This is a genomic window from Microbacterium oryzae, from assembly GCF_030406385.1.
GTDB classification, from domain to species: domain Bacteria; phylum Actinomycetota; class Actinomycetes; order Actinomycetales; family Microbacteriaceae; genus Microbacterium; species Microbacterium oryzae_A.
Map to the genome: position 1 here is coordinate 70317 of NZ_JAUEPM010000006.1, position 16074 is coordinate 86390.

The 16074-nt window shown below is 71.6% G+C and carries 14 protein-coding genes; 7 read left to right on the plus strand and 7 right to left on the minus strand.

What is annotated here, in order from left to right; all coding sequences use genetic code 11:
• Positions 1–7 precede the first annotated feature (7 nt).
• From QWJ90_RS10260 to QWJ90_RS10270, 3 genes are all read right to left on the minus strand, one after another.
• On the minus strand, positions 8–928 hold the full coding sequence (locus QWJ90_RS10260; protein ID WP_290107709.1) for an ABC transporter ATP-binding protein: 921 nt from the start codon (positions 926–928) through the stop codon (positions 8–10).
• 80 nt (positions 929–1008) lie between these two features.
• The gene (locus QWJ90_RS10265; RefSeq protein WP_290107711.1) at positions 1009–1641 is read right to left on the minus strand and encodes a metal-dependent transcriptional regulator; all 633 of its coding nucleotides are present in this window, start codon (positions 1639–1641) and stop codon (positions 1009–1011) included.
• Between the two features lie 4 nt (positions 1642–1645).
• Positions 1646–2407: a M50 family metallopeptidase gene (locus QWJ90_RS10270; protein ID WP_290107713.1), complete on the minus strand. Its 762-nt coding sequence runs from the start codon at positions 2405–2407 to the stop codon at positions 1646–1648.
• 50 nt (positions 2408–2457) lie between these two features.
• Between QWJ90_RS10270 and QWJ90_RS10275 the strand changes: the two genes are divergently transcribed.
• The 4 genes from QWJ90_RS10275 (at position 2458) to QWJ90_RS10290 (ending at position 5981) form a co-directional block, all read left to right on the plus strand.
• Entirely contained in the window at positions 2458–3474 is a 1017-nt protein-coding gene (locus QWJ90_RS10275) for a LacI family DNA-binding transcriptional regulator (RefSeq protein WP_290107715.1), read from the plus strand.
• Positions 3475–3604: 130 nt separating this feature from the next.
• Positions 3605–4804: a Gfo/Idh/MocA family protein gene (locus tag QWJ90_RS10280; protein ID WP_290107716.1), complete on the plus strand. Its 1200-nt coding sequence runs from the start codon at positions 3605–3607 to the stop codon at positions 4802–4804.
• A gap of 15 nt (positions 4805–4819) precedes the next feature.
• A complete protein-coding gene (locus QWJ90_RS10285) occupies positions 4820–5449 on the plus strand; it encodes a TrmH family RNA methyltransferase (protein ID WP_290107718.1) in 630 nt (209 codons plus the stop codon).
• Between the two features lie 64 nt (positions 5450–5513).
• Complete coding sequence (locus tag QWJ90_RS10290) at positions 5514–5981, plus strand: VOC family protein (RefSeq protein ID WP_290107719.1); 468 nt, start codon at positions 5514–5516, stop codon at positions 5979–5981.
• A 3-nt stretch (positions 5982–5984) separates the two neighbouring features.
• On the opposite strand, the gene QWJ90_RS10295 is transcribed toward QWJ90_RS10290, so the two are convergent.
• Positions 5985–7304 carry an MATE family efflux transporter gene (locus QWJ90_RS10295; RefSeq protein WP_290107720.1) on the minus strand — a complete coding sequence of 440 codons (1320 nt, stop codon included), beginning with the start codon at positions 7302–7304 and terminating at the stop codon, positions 5985–5987.
• 54 nt (positions 7305–7358) lie between these two features.
• Between QWJ90_RS10295 and QWJ90_RS10300 the strand changes: the two genes are divergently transcribed.
• The 3 genes from QWJ90_RS10300 to QWJ90_RS10310 are packed head-to-tail and all read left to right on the plus strand — an operon-like array spanning position 7359 to position 12203.
• The gene (locus tag QWJ90_RS10300) at positions 7359–9326 is read left to right on the plus strand and encodes a M13 family metallopeptidase (RefSeq protein ID WP_290107721.1); all 1968 of its coding nucleotides are present in this window, start codon (positions 7359–7361) and stop codon (positions 9324–9326) included.
• A gap of 18 nt (positions 9327–9344) precedes the next feature.
• Positions 9345–10211, plus strand: a complete 867-nt coding sequence (locus tag QWJ90_RS10305) for a serine hydrolase (RefSeq protein WP_290107722.1) — start codon at positions 9345–9347, stop codon at positions 10209–10211.
• 51 nt (positions 10212–10262) lie between these two features.
• Positions 10263–12203, plus strand: coding sequence for a BCCT family transporter (locus tag QWJ90_RS10310; protein WP_290107723.1), 1941 nt, complete (start codon positions 10263–10265; stop codon positions 12201–12203).
• A gap of 62 nt (positions 12204–12265) precedes the next feature.
• Here the strand turns inward: QWJ90_RS10310 and QWJ90_RS10315 are convergent, their stop codons facing one another.
• The 3 genes from QWJ90_RS10315 to QWJ90_RS10325 form a co-directional block, all read right to left on the minus strand.
• On the minus strand, positions 12266–13963 hold the full coding sequence (locus QWJ90_RS10315) for a long-chain-fatty-acid--CoA ligase (RefSeq protein WP_290107724.1): 1698 nt from the start codon (positions 13961–13963) through the stop codon (positions 12266–12268).
• Between the two features lie 56 nt (positions 13964–14019).
• Positions 14020–15324, minus strand: a complete 1305-nt coding sequence (locus tag QWJ90_RS10320) for a DUF3500 domain-containing protein (protein WP_290107725.1) — start codon at positions 15322–15324, stop codon at positions 14020–14022.
• An 88-nt stretch (positions 15325–15412) separates the two neighbouring features.
• Complete coding sequence (locus tag QWJ90_RS10325) at positions 15413–16066, minus strand: ThuA domain-containing protein (RefSeq protein ID WP_290107726.1); 654 nt, start codon at positions 16064–16066, stop codon at positions 15413–15415.
• Between the last annotated feature and the right edge of the window lie 8 nt (positions 16067–16074).

The following is a 16074-nucleotide window of genomic DNA, read 5'->3' on the forward strand; positions in this document are numbered from 1 at the left end:
TCTCCGCTCAGGCCGCGAGGGCGGCCGGGTCGCTGCGGTACTCGACGGCGTCGCCGGTGAGGGCGAGATACGCGTCTTCCAGGGAGCCGCGCAGGGGGACGAGCTCGTGCACGTCGAGGTCGGCCCCGACCGCGACGCGCGTGATGCGCGCCGCGGGAACGCCCTCGACCTCGAGGACGTCGGACGACACCTGCGTGATGGACACGCCGTCGGCCGCGAGGAGGGAGCCGAGCGCGCGCGCGTCGGACGCCCGCACGCGCGTGCGCTCGCGGCCCGCGCCCTGCAGGAAGTCGCTCACCGGCGCATCGGCGAGGACGCGCCCCTTCCCGAGCACGATGATGTGGTCGGCGGTCTGCGCCATCTCGCTCATCAGGTGCGAGGAGAGGAAGATCGCGCGCCCCTCGGCCGCCAGGGAGCGGACGAAGCCGCGCACCCAGTGCACGCCCTCGGGATCGAGACCGTTCACCGGCTCGTCGAGGAGGAGCGTGTGCGGGTCGCCCAGCATGGTCGCCGCGATGCCGAGGCGCTGATGCATGCCGAGCGAGAAGCCGCCGATGCGACGGCGCGCGACCTCGGTGATGCCGGTGAGCTCCATGACCTCCGCCACACGCGCCTTCCCGATGCCGTGGGTCGCGGCCAGCATGCCGAGGTGCGCCTCGGCGGTTCGGCCCGGATGGACCGCCTTCGCGTCGAGGAGCGCGCCGACCTCCGTCATCGGAGCGGCGTGCTCCGCGAAGCGGCGTCCGTTCACCGAGACCGAGCCGGCATCCGGGCGGTCGAGGCCCACGATCATCCGCATCGTGGTCGACTTGCCGGCGCCGTTCGGGCCGAGGAAGCCGGTCACCTGCCCCGGTCGCACCTCGAACGAGATGCCGTCGACCGCCGTCTTGGCGCCGAAGCGCTTCGTGAGGTTCTCTGCCGTGATCATGCCTTCGACGCTACGGACGCGGTGGCAGGTCGCGCATCGGCACCAGGGCGGAGATCCGGAGCCCGGTTCGTACCGCGGTACTACGCCGTGAGCCAGATCACCTCGGCCGCCCCCGCGGGCAGCGCGATGTCCGCGCCGTCGACCTGCACGCCGGCGACCGTGACCGCGACCTCGTGGCCCACGTCGATGCCGGCGGCCTCGATCTCGCGGAGGAGCTCGGGGTCGCGGTCGCGGACTCGCAGCACCCGTCCGGCGTGACCGGCAGGTGCGTCGGCGAGCAGCACGAACGGCTCGCGCTCTCGCGCGCCGTCCGCGTCGGGGATCACGTCGCCGTGCGGGTCTGCGGTCGGATGGCCCAGCCGCTCGTCGATCCGGGCCAGGAGCCGGTCGCTCAGTGCGTGCTCGAGGATCTCCGCCTCGTCATGCACCTCGTGCCACCCGTAGCCCATCTCGCGGACGAGCCAGGTCTCGATGAGCCGATGCCGCCGCACGATGCCCACCGCGCGCCGTTCGCCCTCCGGCGTGAGACGCACGGCCCCGTAGGGGACGTGCGTGACGAGGCCCGCAGCGGCGAGCTTCTTCACCATCTCGGTGACGCTCGACGGCGCGACGCCGAGCTTGCCGGCGAGCACCGACGGCGTGATGGGGTCGTCCTGCCATTCGGTGTGCGAGTACACCGTCTTCAGGTAGTCATCTGCCGCGGGTGAAGCCACGGCATCAGCCTAGGGCGAGGTCCCGAGGGTCGCCGAGGAGCCAGAACCCGCCGATCGCGAGGGCGGCGAGGCAGAAGGCGAGGAAGACCCCGACCCACAGGATTCCGGGGAGGTGCGTGAGCGCGGCGAGCTGATCGGCGTCGGACGTGCGCGCCGCGCCCCTTCTCCGGCTGCGCTGCAGCTCCAGGACCGGACGCACCGCCCCGAGGAGGAGGAACCACGCGACCGTGGCGGCGACCGCACCGCGGACGTCTGCCGGCGCCCACCATGACACCGTGACCAGCACCGCCGTCGAGACGGCGACGGACCACAGGCCGAACAGGTTGCGGATCTGCAGCAGCAGCAGGCAGAGGAGCGCGACGAAGAGCCACAGCATCGCCATCGGGTAGCCGCGGTGCACGAGCCAGGCGGAGCAGAGGCCGGCGAGGGCCGGCCCCGGATACCCGGCGAGCAGGGTGACGACCATGCCGATGCCGCGGGGCCTGCCGCGCGACAGGGTGAGGCCCGACGTGTCGGAGTGCAGGCGGATGCCGCGCAGGCTGCGCCCGGTCGTCACCGCTGCCACGCCATGGAATCCCTCGTGCGCGATCGTGATGGCGTGACGTGCCACCCGCCAGGTCGCACCCCACAGGACGACGAGGAGGGCCACAGCTCCTGTGATGAGCGTGATCGGGAGGGGAAGCGGGGCAACCGGGGACGTCGCGCTCTCCCAGATGACGGAGACGGCCCGTCCGAGGGTGTGAAGAAGCTCGCCGACCTGGTCCATGCCGGCAGGAGATCACACCGAGCTGTCCGGACCCCGGGCAGAATGAGGAGATGGAGGATGGCGCGGGCCGGCGGCCGACGATCCGCGACGTCGCGGCGGCGGCCGGAGTGTCGAAATCCCTCGTGTCGCTTCTCTACGCCGGCGGAAGCGTCGGGCCCGAGCGCCGCGAGCGCATCCTCGCTGCGGCTGATCGGCTGGGGTTCCGCCCGAATCTCACCGCACGGGCGCTGTCGTCGGCGGATGGCGGCTTCACCGGAGTCCTGGTGGCCGATCTGCACAACTCGGTGTTCGCGGAGGTCGTCGATGCCGCACGTGCCGAGCTCGCCCGACACGGACGCAGCGCGCTGCTGACCTCGGCGATGATGCCCGACCCGAGCGGCGTCCCGCGCCTCGATGAGCGCGCCCTCGCGGTCTTCCACGACCTCCGCCCCCGGAGCATCCTCGTGGTCGGCTCGATTCCCGACCTCGCCGCCCTCACCGAGATCATCGCGGGCACGCCGCTCGTCATCGCGAGTGCCATCGGCGAGCACGTCCCCGTCGCCGCGACCGTCCGCTCCGACGACGCCGCCGGCATCCGCCTCGCCGTCGAGCACCTCCTGAAGCGGGGGCACCGGCGCATCGCGCACGTCGGCGGGCGGGGCGGCGTCGTCGCCGAGCGGCGCCTCGAGACCTACCTCGACGTCATGCGCGAGCACGGACTCGAGCCGCGGGTGGCGTCCGGCGACTTCACGGAGCGCGCCGGGTACACCGCGACTCGAGAGCTGCTCGAGACGGATGGCCAGGGCCGGCCCACCGGGATCGTGGCGGTGAACGACCTGGCCGCCGTGGGGGCGCTCGCCGCAGCTGCGGCCGAGGGAACGGCCATGGCCGTGACCGGGTACGACGACTCGCAGGTGGCGCGCCTGCCGCAGATCGGGCTCACGAGCGTCGACCCCCGCAATGCGGAGATCGGCGCGGCGGCGGCCGGATGCGTCATCGACGTGGAGAGCGGCGCCGCGCCGCGCCGACCCGAGACGCTGATCGCCCCGCGGCTGGTGGTGCGGACCTCCACGCCGTCGCCGCGCTGACCCGCCGTCCGCTCTGGAGCGCATGTCTTGACATGCGCATCGGACCGCGCTAGTTTGGACCGGTCCAGAACCCACTCGGCGCAGCGTCGCGCAGGATCAGACGCGCTGCCCTGTCGTCCAGGAGCCCGTCATGGCCACCACCCCCTCGCGCCCCCTCGGCGTCGGTCTCGTCAGCGTCGGCTGGATGGGCCGTCTCCACAGCCGCGCGTACGCCAATCTCCCGCTCGTCTACCCCGAGCTCGGCGTCGCACCGCGCCTCGTGCAGGCGGCCGACACCGCGGAGGCCGGCCGCGCATACGCCACCGACGTGCTCGGCTACGACTCCGCCGTCTCCGACTACCGGGAAGTGCTCGCGAACCCCGAGGTCGACGTCGTGTCGATCTGCGCACCCAACTTCCTGCACGCCGAGGTCGGCATCGCCGCCGCACAGGCGGGCAAGCACATCTGGATCGAGAAGCCGGTCGGGCGAGGCGCGCGCGAGACCGCCGCCATCCGCGATGCCGTCCTCGCCGCCGGCGTGGCCTCGAGCATCGGGTTCAACTACCGGCAGCCGCCGGCCATCCAGCGGGCCCGGCAGCTCATCAGCGAGGGCGCGCTCGGGCAGATCACCAACGTCCGCGGGCGCTTCTTCGGCGGCTTCAGCGCCGACCCGCAGTCCCCACGCGCGTGGCGCTTCGTCCGCGAGCTGAGCGGCTCGGGCGTCCTCGGCGATCTGATGGGGCACCTCGTCGACCTCGTGCACTTCCTGCTCGGGCCGGTGGCGTCGGTGACCGCCTCGACCGGCACGTACATCACCGAGCGACCGGGGCTCCCGGGCACGCCCGACGAGGGGCGCATGCTGCCCGTCGAGAACGAGGACTACGCGAACATGCTCCTCCGCTTCGACGACTCCGCCGTGGCGGCCGGGGCACTCGGCACGCTCGACGCCTCGTGGCTCGCCGTCGGCCCGAAGGCCGAGTACGCGATCGAGATCTTCGGCACGGAGGGGTCGCTGCGCTGGGACTTCGAGCGCATGAACGAGCTCGAGCTGGCGATCCGTCGCCCCGGGCAGAGCCTCGGATACACGCGCGTGTTCGCCGACGACACCTTCCCGGAGTACTCGCGCTTCCAGCCGGGATCGGGGACGCCGATGGGCTACGACGACCTCAAGACCATCGAGGCGAAGAAGTTCCTCCTCGCCGCGACGGGGCAGGCGTCCGACAACTCGACCATCCACGACGCCCTCGCATCGGCGCAGGTCCTGACGGCGGCGGAGGAGTCGGCCGCGTCGGGCCAGTGGGTGGCGACCCCGGTCGTCGAGGGGCACACCGGCAACGTGAAGGGGGCCTGACGTTACGCTCGAGCGGTGAGCGACCCGCAGCCAGAGCCCAGCCGCGAGGCGTCCACCCACGGCGTCGGGCCCTGGCCGGGGGAATGGCCGGAGGGCGACCACTACGACCCGGAGCTCCTCGCGAACGGCGACTCCCGTAACGTCGTCGACGGCTACCGGTACTGGCGCATGGAGGCGATCGTCGCCGATCTCGACACCCGGCGGCATCCGTTCCATGTCGCCATCGAGAACTGGCAGCACGACATGAACATCGGCTCGATCGTGCGCAGCGCGAACGCGTTCCTCGCCGACACCGTGCACATCATCGGCCGCAAGCGCTGGAACCGGCGCGGCGCCATGGTGACCGACCGCTACCAGCACGTCGTGCACCATCCGGATGTCGCCGCCTTCGCCGCGTGGGCGGCGGCGGCGGACCTGCCGATCATCGCCGTCGACAACGTGGGAGACGCGGTTCCCGTCGACCGTGCGGATCTGCCCGAGCGATGCGTGCTGCTCTTCGGGCAGGAGGGACCGGGGCTGACCGACGAGGCGCTCGCCGCGGCGTCCGCGCACATCGAGATCACGCAGTACGGCTCCACCCGCTCCATCAACGCCTCGGCCGCGGGCGCCATCGTCATGTACGAGTGGGTGCGCCGCCACGCCTGAGGGTCGACCGGCGATGCCGGCAGGCGTACGGTGAGCGGCGAGGCAGCCGATTCGAGGAGGAGTCATGGCCGATCTCCCACCCATTCAGCCGTGTCTGTGGTTCGACGACGACGCGCGCGAGGCGATGGAGTACTACGTCAGCGTGTTCCCGAACTCCCGCATCCGCAGCATCGAGGAGTATCCGGACGAGAAGCTCGACGAGCACTTCGCGAACATGAGCGGCAAGGTCATCAACGGCCAGGTGACGCTCAACGGCCTCGACTTCGTCTGCTTCGACGGCGGACCGCTGTTCCGCTTCAACGAGGCGATCTCATTCGTCATCACCTGCGCGGACCAGGCGGAGATCGACCGCTACTGGGCGGCGCTCTCGCACGTGCCTGAGGCCGAGCAGTGCGGATGGTGCAAGGACCGCTTCGGGGTGAGCTGGCAGATCATCCCGCGCGACATGAGCGCCCTCATGAAGACGCCCGCGGCCATCCAGGTGATGATGCAGCAGAAGAAGATCGTCATCGCCGAGCTCGAGAGCGCCTGAGCGTCACACGTGCCCCAGCCACGCCCGTCCGCGCACCCGCAGGCCGAGCGTGAGGCCGCGCGCGATCATGAACACGCCGCCGAACGCGGCCGAGAGCCAGGTGAGCGCGCCCGGGCCGGATGGCGAGAGCCAGGCGAGCGCGAAGAGGGCCGGCAGGTAGGGGAGGAGGTTCGCGCCTCCCGCCAGCGCGAGGTAGCGCGCGTCGTCGGCGCCCATGAGCACGCCGTCGAGCACGAACACGAAGGCGGCGATCGGCTGCGACACCGCCAGCACGAGGAGCGCGGGCTGCACGAAGTCGGCCATCGCGCGGTCGCCCGTGAAGAGCAGCCCGATGACCCCGGAGAGCGCGGCGATGGCAGCCCCCGCGACGAAGCCCGCCCCCACGCCCCAGCGCATCGTGCGGCCGGTGACCGCCCGCACGGCGTCGGGGTCGCCCTCGCCGAGCGCCTTGCCCACGAGCGCCTGCGCGGCGATCGCGAGCGCGTCGAGGGCGAAGGCCGCGGTCGTGAAGATGGTGAAGACGACCTGCCAGCCCGCGAGCTCGCGCGTGCCGAGGCCGGTCGCGACCCAGACGGTGGCGAGGGTGGCCAGGCGCAGACTCGCGGTGCGGAGGAACATCCACCCGCCCGAGCGCGCGGAGCCGCGCAGTCCGGCCCGGTGCGGGCGGAGCGATGCCCCATGACGCCGCGCAAGGCGCCCGATGAGGAGCGCGTACGCCGCGACCATCCCCCACTGCACGACGACGGTGCCGGCCGCGGAGCCCGCCACCCCCCACCCGAGCCCGTAGATGAACAGGGCGTTGAGGAGCGCGTTCGCGGTGAATCCGACGACGGCGACCCGGAGCGGGGTGACGGTGTCCTGGAGTCCGCGGAGGAGGCCGGTCGCGGCGAACACGAGCAGCATGGCCGGCAGGCCCGCCATCGAGACGGCGAGGTAGGCCTGGGCGTGCGGGCCGACGTCGGCCGTCGGCGCGAAGGCCGCGACGAGCGCGGGCGCCGCGAGGAACCCCGCCACCCCCAGCACGGTGCCGAGCGCGAGGGCCAGCCACAGCCCGTCGATGCCGACCGACACAGCGCCGCGCAGGTCGCCTGCGCCGAAGCGCCGGGCGACGGCCGGCGTGGTGGAGTACGCGAGGAAGACCATGAGCCCGACGACCGTCGAGATCACGGCCGACGCGATGCCGAGGCCCGCGAGCTCGGCCACCCCGAGATGGCCGACCATGGCGGCGTCGACGGCGAGGAAGATCGGCTCGGCGATGAGCGAGCCGAGCGCCGGGACCGCCAGGCGCAGGATGTCGCGGTCGAGGGCGCGGCGGACGGTCACCGTCCGAGCCTAGGGCCCGCCGCGGATGCCGGCATTGTGCCTACGATGGAGCGCATGACGGCTGAATCGCTCCCCTCCGGTATCGCCCTCGACGAGCTCAGCGAGGGGATCCGGCCGCAGGACGACCTCTACCGCCACGTCAACGGCGCGTGGATCGATCGCACCGAGATCCCCGGCGATAAGGCGCGGTGGGGCGCCTTCCACCAGCTGGCCGAGCAGGCCGAGAAGGACGTGCGCGCGATCGTCGAGGAGGCGCAGGGCGCCCAGCCCGGCACCGAGACGCGCAAGGTCGGCGACCTCTACGCGAGCTTCATGGACACCGCGCGCGTCGACGCACAGGGAGCGGCGCCCCTCGCCCCGCTCCTCGAGCGCGTCGATGCCGTCTCCGATGTCGCCTCGCTGCTGCGGACGGCGGGCGAGTTCGACCGCGAGGGCCTCGGCAGCCCGATCGGCGTCTTCGTCGAGCCCGATCCGGGCGACCCGACCCGCTACGTGCCGTTCCTCGTGCAGTCGGGCATCTCCCTTCCCGACGAGAGCTACTTCCGCCTGGAGAACTTCGCGGGCACGCGCGACGAGTTCCGCGGGCACATCGAGCGCATGCTGACCCTCGCGGGAGTGGCGGATGGCGCGGGTCAGGCCGCGCGCGTCTTCTCGCTGCAGCAGGACATCGCCTCGCACCACTGGGACAACGTCCGCAGCCGCGACGCCGTCGCCACCTACAACCTGAAGACGTGGGACGAGATCCAGCAGCTCGCCGGCGTCGACCTCGCGCCGTGGCGAGACGCCGTGGCTCCCGGTCGCCCCGAGACGTTCGCGGAGGCCGTGGTCTACCAGCCGTCCGCCCTCGAGGGTCTCGGCTCCCTCCTCGTGGCGGACCGGCTCGAGGACTGGAAGGCGTGGCTGCGCTTCCAGGTCGTGCACGCCCTCGCGCCGTACCTCGCCGACCCGTTCGTCGACGAGAACTTCGCGTTCTACGGCACCGAGCTCACCGGCGTTCCCACGCTGCGCGAGCGGTGGAAGCGCGGCGTCGCGCTCGCCGAGGGCGCCCTGGGCGACGCGATCGGCCGCGTGTACGTCGAGCGCCACTTCCCGCCGGCGGCGAAGACCGCCATGGACGAGCTCGTCGCGAACCTCATCGCGGCATACCGCGAGAGCATCTCCACGCTCGAGTGGATGAGCCCCCAGACGCGGGAGAAGGCGCTCGAGAAGCTCGACACCTTCACGCCGAAGATCGGCTACCCCGTGACCTGGCGCGGCTACGACGCCGTCGAGATCGACGCCACCGACCTCGTCGGCAACGTGCGGCGCGCGAACATCGCGGAGCACGACCGGCAGCTCGGCAAGGTCGGCCAGCCCATCGACCGCGACGAGTGGTTCATGACGCCGATGACGGTGAACGCCTACTACAACCCGCTGATGAACGAGATCGTCTTCCCTGCGGCCATCCTGCAGTATCCGTTCTTCGACGCGGACCGGGACCCGGCGGCGAACTACGGCGGAATCGGCGGCGTGATCGGCCACGAGATCGGCCACGGATTCGACGACCAGGGCAGCCGCTACGACGGCACCGGCGCCCTCAACGACTGGTGGACCGAGGCCGACCGTGCGGCGTTCGAGGAGCGCACGCGCTCGCTCATCGCCCAGTACGACGCCCTCGTCCCGCGGGGTCTCGACGAGTCGCACACGGTGAACGGCGCGCTCACGATCGGCGAGAACATCGGCGACCTCGGCGGCCTCGGGATCGCCCTCAAGGCCTACGAGCTCTCGCTCGACGGCGAGGAGGCGCCGGTCATCGACGGATACACCGGCGTGCAGCGCCTGCTGCTGTCGTGGGCTCAGGTCTGGCAGCAGAAGTCGCGCGAGGCGGAGACCGTCCGCCTGCTGACGATCGACCCGCACTCGCCGAACGAGTTCCGGTGCAACCAGATCGTCCGCAACGTCGACGCGTTCTACACGGCGTTCGACGTGCAGCCCGACGACGCGCTGTGGCTCCCCGAGGACGAGCGCGTCACCATCTGGTGAGCTGACGGCGGAGGAGCGATGTCGATCGGGGAGATGTCGTCGCCGGGGGAGAGTCGGCGATCCCGTCGCCGGATCGGACCCTTCGCCGGTACGCTCGCCGCGCTCGAGGCGCTGACTGCCGCCGGCGCCCGCGTCGCGCTGCACGTCGAGACCCTCGACCGCGCGGCGGTGCTCGCGCAAGAGGGCGATCACGACCCGATGCCGGTGGGCGGTCTCGGCGTCGTGCCGCTCCTCGTGGAGGCGGCGGTGCAGTTCGGCGCGGGCGAGCTCGATCCGCTCGAGCTCGTCGCGCGGGAGGAGCTCTCGGGCCTGCCGGGCATCTGGCGCCGGCTCCGCACCGACCGGCTGCCGCTCGGCGACCTCGCCGCGCTCGCCCCCGCGGATGCGGATGCGGCCAATGCGCTGCTCGCCCGCGTGGGGCCCGAGCGCGTGACGCGGCGCTTCGCGGCGCTCGGGATGCCCCGCTCGGCGCTGCTGGACCGGTTCCGCGTGCATCGCGGGCCCGACGACGCGCCGCACGTCGCGATCGGCACCGCCCGCGAGTTCGCGGGGCTCTTCCGCGCCCTCGCCACCGGGCGCGCGGGTCACGCCGGTGCGAGCGCGCAGGTGGCGGAGTGGCTGGGCCTGCATCGAGACCTGGGCCTCGTCGGCGCGGCAACGGGGGTCGACCCCCTCTCCTTCGACGACCGGCACGGGCTGCTGCTCGTCAACCGCACGGGCAGGGCGCAGGGAGTGCGCGCGGAGGCCGGCGCGCTCACCGGCCCGAGTGGCGGAGCCGCGTACGCTCTCATCGTCGAGTTCGACGACGTCGGCGTTCTGCATCGGGATCGCGCCCACGAGGCGTTCCGGGTGCTCGGGCGGGAGCTCATGGAGCACACCGCATGACCGCTCAGCGCATTCATGCGCTGTACATACGACTTTGGCAGGATGGCGAGAATGACCGGAACTGAGAAGCATCGCAGTGGCAGGCCATCAGGGGCCGCCGACGCTGCGAAGAGAATCGTCCGCGACATCGCAGACCCGGCGCCGCAGGGTGTGCACCCCGCACTGATCCCCGGCATCGGGGTCGAGCAGACCGGCCGCGACTTCCGCACCGACCGGCTGGTCTTCGGCATCGCCATCGCCGCCACCGTGGCCTTCATCGGCTGGGGCATCGCGGCGCCCGAGAACCTCGCCAGCACGGCGACCGGCGTGCTGGGCTGGGTGATCGAGTACCTCGGGGTGTTCTTCACCGTGATCGCGACGGTCGTGCTCGTCTTCATGCTCTACGTCGGGTTCGGCCGCTTCGGCCGCATCCGGCTCGGGCGCGACGACGAGTCGCCGGAGTTCTCGGTGTTCTCCTGGATCTCGATGCTCTTCGCCGCGGGCATGGGCATCGGCCTCGTCTTCTGGGGCGCCGCCGAGCCGCTCACATTCTTCGAGAGCCCGCCGCCGAACACCGCGGAGGCCGCGACCGTCGAGGCGATGCACACCGCCCTCACCCAGGTGCTCTACCACTGGGGTCCGCAGGCGTGGTCGTTCTACGCCCTCGTCGGCGGCGCGATCGCGTACGGGGCCTATCGGCGCGGACGCACGCCGCTCATCTCCTCGATCTTCGCGCCGCTCCTCGGCGAGCGACGGACCAACGGCCCCGTCGGCCGCACCATCGACGTCTTCTCGATCATCGTGACGCTGTTCGGCACCGCCGCGTCGCTGGGCCTCGGTGCCCTGCAGATCGGCCACGGCGTGGAGCTGATCACGGGCATCGGCGCGGTCGGCAACGGCCTCCTCATCGGCGTGATCGCGGTGCTCACCGCCGCGTTCATCGCGTCCGCGGCCTCGGGAGTCTCGCGCGGCATCCGCGCCCTGTCGAACATCAACGCGGTCGTGGCGCTCCTGCTGGCGTTCTTCGTGTTCTTCGTCGGCCCGACGATGCTCATCATCAACATCATCCCGTCGGTCGCCGCGCAGTTCCTGACGGACTTCACGACGATGGCCGCCCGCTCCGGGTCGCAGGGCGAGGAGGTCCAGACCTTCCTGTCGGGGTGGACGATCTTCTACTGGGCGTGGTGGATCTCCTGGTCGCCCTTCGTCGGCATGTTCATCGCGAAGATCTCGCGCGGGCGCACCCTGCGTCAGTTCGTGTCGGTCGTCGTCGTCGTGCCGTCGGTCATCTCGTTCATCTGGTTCGCGATCTTCGGCACCACCGCGATCGATCAGCAGATGAACGGCGCGGGCCTGACCGTCGACCCGCCTGAGAGCGTGCTGTTCGGCGTGCTGGCGAACCTCCCGCTGGCGGGGGTCACCACCGTCATCCTCGCGATCCTCGTGGCGATCTTCTTCGTCACCGGCGCCGACTCCGCGTCGCTCGTGATGGGCACGCTGTCTCAGCGCGGCAACCCGGAGCCGACCCGCTGGGTGACGGTGATCTGGGGTTCGCTCGTCGGCGTGATCGCGGCGGTGCTCCTCGCCGCCGGCGGTGAGGAGGGGAGCGGCCTCACCGCGCTGCAGAACGTCACGATCATCGCCGCGCTGCCGTTCGCAGTGATCCTGGCGTTCATGATGGTGGCGTTCCTCAAGGACCTCAACCGCGACCCGCTCATCCTGCGCGACGAGTACGCGGAGCGGGCGGTGCGCCACAGCGTGCGCGCGGGCCTCGAGGAGTACGGCGACGACTTCGCGCTCGTCCCGGCACCCTACGACCACTCCACGGACGACCTCGCATGGGTCGAGCCGGTCGTCGACGAGGCGTTCACCGAGCTGTACGCGAAGACGGAGGCGCACCCCATCCTCGACGAGACGGAGCCCGATCTCGGCGGCTCGGCCGCGCCGGGCGGCGACCGCCTCCCCGAGGAGGAGTCGCGCGAGCGCGAGAAGCCGCGCGAGCTCGGAGACTGACCGCCTCTGCCCGCAGGGCGACGCCCCCGCCCCTCGTGGGCGGGGGCGTCGTCGATCCGGTGTCAGTCCTGCGCCATGAGGCGCTCGCGCACCTCACGGCGCAGCACCTTGCCCACGAGAGACCGCGGCAGCTCGTTGGCGAACTCGATCCGACGCGGCACCTTGTAGGCGGCCAGGTGCGTGCGGCAGAAGTCGCGCAGCGCCTCGGCCTCCTGCTCGGCGTCCGCCCGCAGCACGACGACGGCGGCCACCGACTCGCCGCCCTCCGCGCGCGGAAGGGAGACGACGGCGGCCTCGTCGACGTCCGGGTGCGAGACGAGCGTCTCCTCGACCTCGCTCGGCGACACGTTGAAGCCGCCCGTGATGATGAGCTCCTTCAGGCGGTCGACGATCGTGACGAACCCGTCCTCCGACACCGCCGCGATGTCGCCGGTGCGCAGCCATCCGTCGTCGAGGAGGACCGCGTGCGTCTCGTCGGGGCGCTGCCAGTAGCCGGAGAACACCTGCGGCCCGCGGATGAGCAGCTCGCCGGCCTCTCCCGGCGGCAGGTCGCGGTCGGGGTCCTCGGGGTCGACGACGCGGATGTCGGTGCTGGGGAAGGGCACGCCCACTGTTCCCGGGCGGCGGCTGGGGCCGATCGGGTTGCCGAGGGCGACGGGGGAGGTCTCCGTCATGCCGTAACCCTCGACGAGAAGGCCGCCGCTGACGTACTCCCACTTCCGCACCGTCGAGGTCGGCAGGCTCATGGCGCCGGAGATCGCGAAGCGGATCGAGCTCAGGTCGATGGCGCCCTGCTGGGCGGCCCGCGCGAGCCGGTCGTAGATGGGCGGCACCGCGGGGAGGAAGGTCGGCGGGCTCTTGCGCGCCGCGCGGGCGACGAGATCGGGGTCGAAGGTCGGGAAGAGCACGAGCTTCGCCCCGATGCTCATCGCGAACGTCAGGCAGAGCGTCATCCCGTACGCGTGGAAGAGCGGCAGGACCCCGTAGAACGTCTCCTCGCCCTCCCGCAGCCCCGGAACCCACGCCTCGCCCTGCTGCGCGTTCGCGCGCAGGTTGCGGTGGGTGAGCATCGCCCCCTTGGGCGACCCGGTCGTGCCGCTGGTGTACTGCAGCAGCGCGACGTCGTCGAGCGCCGGTCGAGGGGTCTTCCGTGAGAGGCGGCGGCCGTCGACGAGGGTCTCCCACGTGAGCACACGGCGAGCGGACGGCCGTTGCGTGAGGCGCTTGCGCGTCTCGCGTGCCTTCCGGATCGGCAGGCGCAGGGCCATCCGCTGCGGGAGCGGCAGTGCCCGGGTGATGTCGACGCTGACGATGCCCGTCACGCGCAGGTCCTCCGGGAAGGCCGCCACCGTGTCGTGGACCTTGTCCCACACGATCGCGAAGCGCGCGCCGTGATCCTCGAACTGGTGGCGCAGCTCCCGCGGAGTGTAGAGCGGGTTGTGCTCGACGACGATCGCGCCGAGGCGCAGCAGCGCGTAGAACGCCACCACGTGCTGCGGGCAGTTCGGCAGGATCAGCGCCACGCGGTCGCCGCGCTCGACGCCGATGCGCCGCAGGCCCTCCGCCGCGCGGGCGATCTGATCCCCGAGTTCGGCGTACGTCGTCTGCGCGCCGAAGAACTCCAACGCGGGCTTCCGGCCGTACGCCTTGACGCTCGCGTCCATCATGTCGCTGAGGGTCTCGGTGACGGGGCCGATCTCATGCGGCACGTCGGGCTGGTACGCCGCGAGCCAGGGGCGGGAGTCGTACGGTGACGTCATGCGCTCCACGGTAGTCGCGGCTTCGCGGCGGAGGTGCGGTCTTGACAAGGCGGCGCTCAGCTCGAAGGCGCGTCTGCCGGCGGCTCGCCCGATGGCATCTGTCCGTCGCCGCGAGCTCCGCCGTCGGGCGCTCCGCCGCCCATGCCGCCGGTCGCCGCCTGCTGCTCCACGCTGTTCGCGTAGTCGTTGGACGGATCGCGGTAGATCGTGTGGACGTGGCCCCAGCCGCTCGTGCTGACGCCCTCGACGTCGGCGCCGGCCGATCCGCTCTGCGCCTGGAAGGCGATGTAGACGTCCGGGCCGGAGATGGAGAAGTTGATGCCGTCGCCGGTGCTCATGTCGTAGGTGGTCTCGCCCGACCAGGCGATGACGGTCTCATCGAGGGTCGCCTCGATCTCCGCCAGGGTGCTCGCGGTCGTCTCCTCGTCGGCCATGCCGGCCCAGTTGGCGATGAGCTCGAGCAGGAGCTGCTTCTGCTCGTCGGTGAGGTCGGCGCCGGTCAGGCCCGAGCCGGATTCGAAGTCGCAGGTGTCACCCGGCGCGCACATCGTGACGTCCCCGGAGGTGAGGGTCTCCTGCTGCTCGGGGGTGAGGCTGTCGAAGAACGCGAACGCGTCGGTGTAGATGCCGTCGAAGGGCTGGACCTCGTCGCCGTCCTCGTCCGTGTAGACGGCGGGCTGCACGCCGAGGTGCGTGGGCGCGAAGGTGATGGTGTCCTCCGCGCCGTTCAGGTCGGCGTTGATGCCGAGGTGGTGGCCGCCGAACTGCACGGCGTAGGCGTCGGTGTCGGAGGCGTCGCCGAAGAACGCGAGGTAGTACTGGCCGAGGGAGGTCTCGGTGGTGTCGCTGTTCTCCAGCAGGTACTGATCGCCCCCCATGATGTTCGTCACGGTCTCGTAGGCCTCGTCGCTCAGCAGCGCCTCGAGCACGGCCATGGCCGCGGTCTGCTGCTCCTCGGTCAGATCCGCCAGGTTCAGCCCGGCGCGCTCGACGAACGTGACCGGGTAGTTCGACCAGGAGGTGGTCTTCGTCTCGTCGTCGTAGTCGTAGGTGACGGCCTCGACCTGCTCCTCCGACAGTGTCGCGAGGAACGCCTCGACGGCTTCATTCGTGTCGGCGATCGTCTCGGCGGTGGTCGTCGCGTCCTCGCTTCCGGAGGACGTGGTGGCGATGGGGGAGTCGACCGTCGATGCCGTCGATGTGGGCGACGTGGACGACGACGATTCACTCGAGGCGGTGTCGGTCGTCGACGTGGCACACCCGGCGAGCGCGAGCCCGCCGACGAGCAGCATCGACGCCATCCAGAGGGGCTTGGAGCGTGCGACCCGGCGCGACTTGCCGAGGGAGTCGGTGTTGTTCATGCCTCCACCCTGCGAGGGCAGCCTATGCAGCTCCTATGACGGGCGCATGCGTAGCCGCCGAAAGCCTGCCCCCGCCCCGATCCCGACCTCACCCGCGGCGCGTCACCCAGTCCGCCATCCGAGCGAACAGCGCGCGATGGCCATCCGACGCCCACGACCGCTCGTCGTGTCCGAGCGCGTCGACGCCCACGCGCGCGGCGCCGTGCTCGCGCACCCACGCCGTCGGCATCCGCTCGCCCTCCGTCTCGTGCTCGGCAACGACCATCCGCTCGCCGAAGGCCTGCAGGCGCGAGTAGCGCTCGTCCACGACGTCGAAGCTCGCGATGGCCGTGCCGTCGGGGAGCGCGCCGCCCGTGACGTGCACGGTGTCGAGGGGCGGGTGCCATGACAGGCCCGGCACCCACATCCCGCCGATCGCCACCGGCCAGTCGGGATAGTCGCGCAGCGACGACAGCGCGGCATGCACGGCGATCACGCCGATGCCGCGCTCGAGCCCCGTGCGGAAGCCCGCGAGCGCGGCGGGCTCGAGGGGCTCGGTCGTCTCCGAGCGCCACGGGTCGCCGGCGTTGACGACGAGGAGATCCACGCCCTCGAGGCGGGTCATGGCGTGATCGACGTCGTGATCGATGTCGGCGTGGAAGCCGGCCTCGGTCAGGACGTCGGCGATGAGCGGGCTGGTCTTCGCATAGGGGTGCCAGGGGTCGGCGTAGCGGCCGGTCCCGGTGGCGATGAGCGCGCGCATGGATCTCC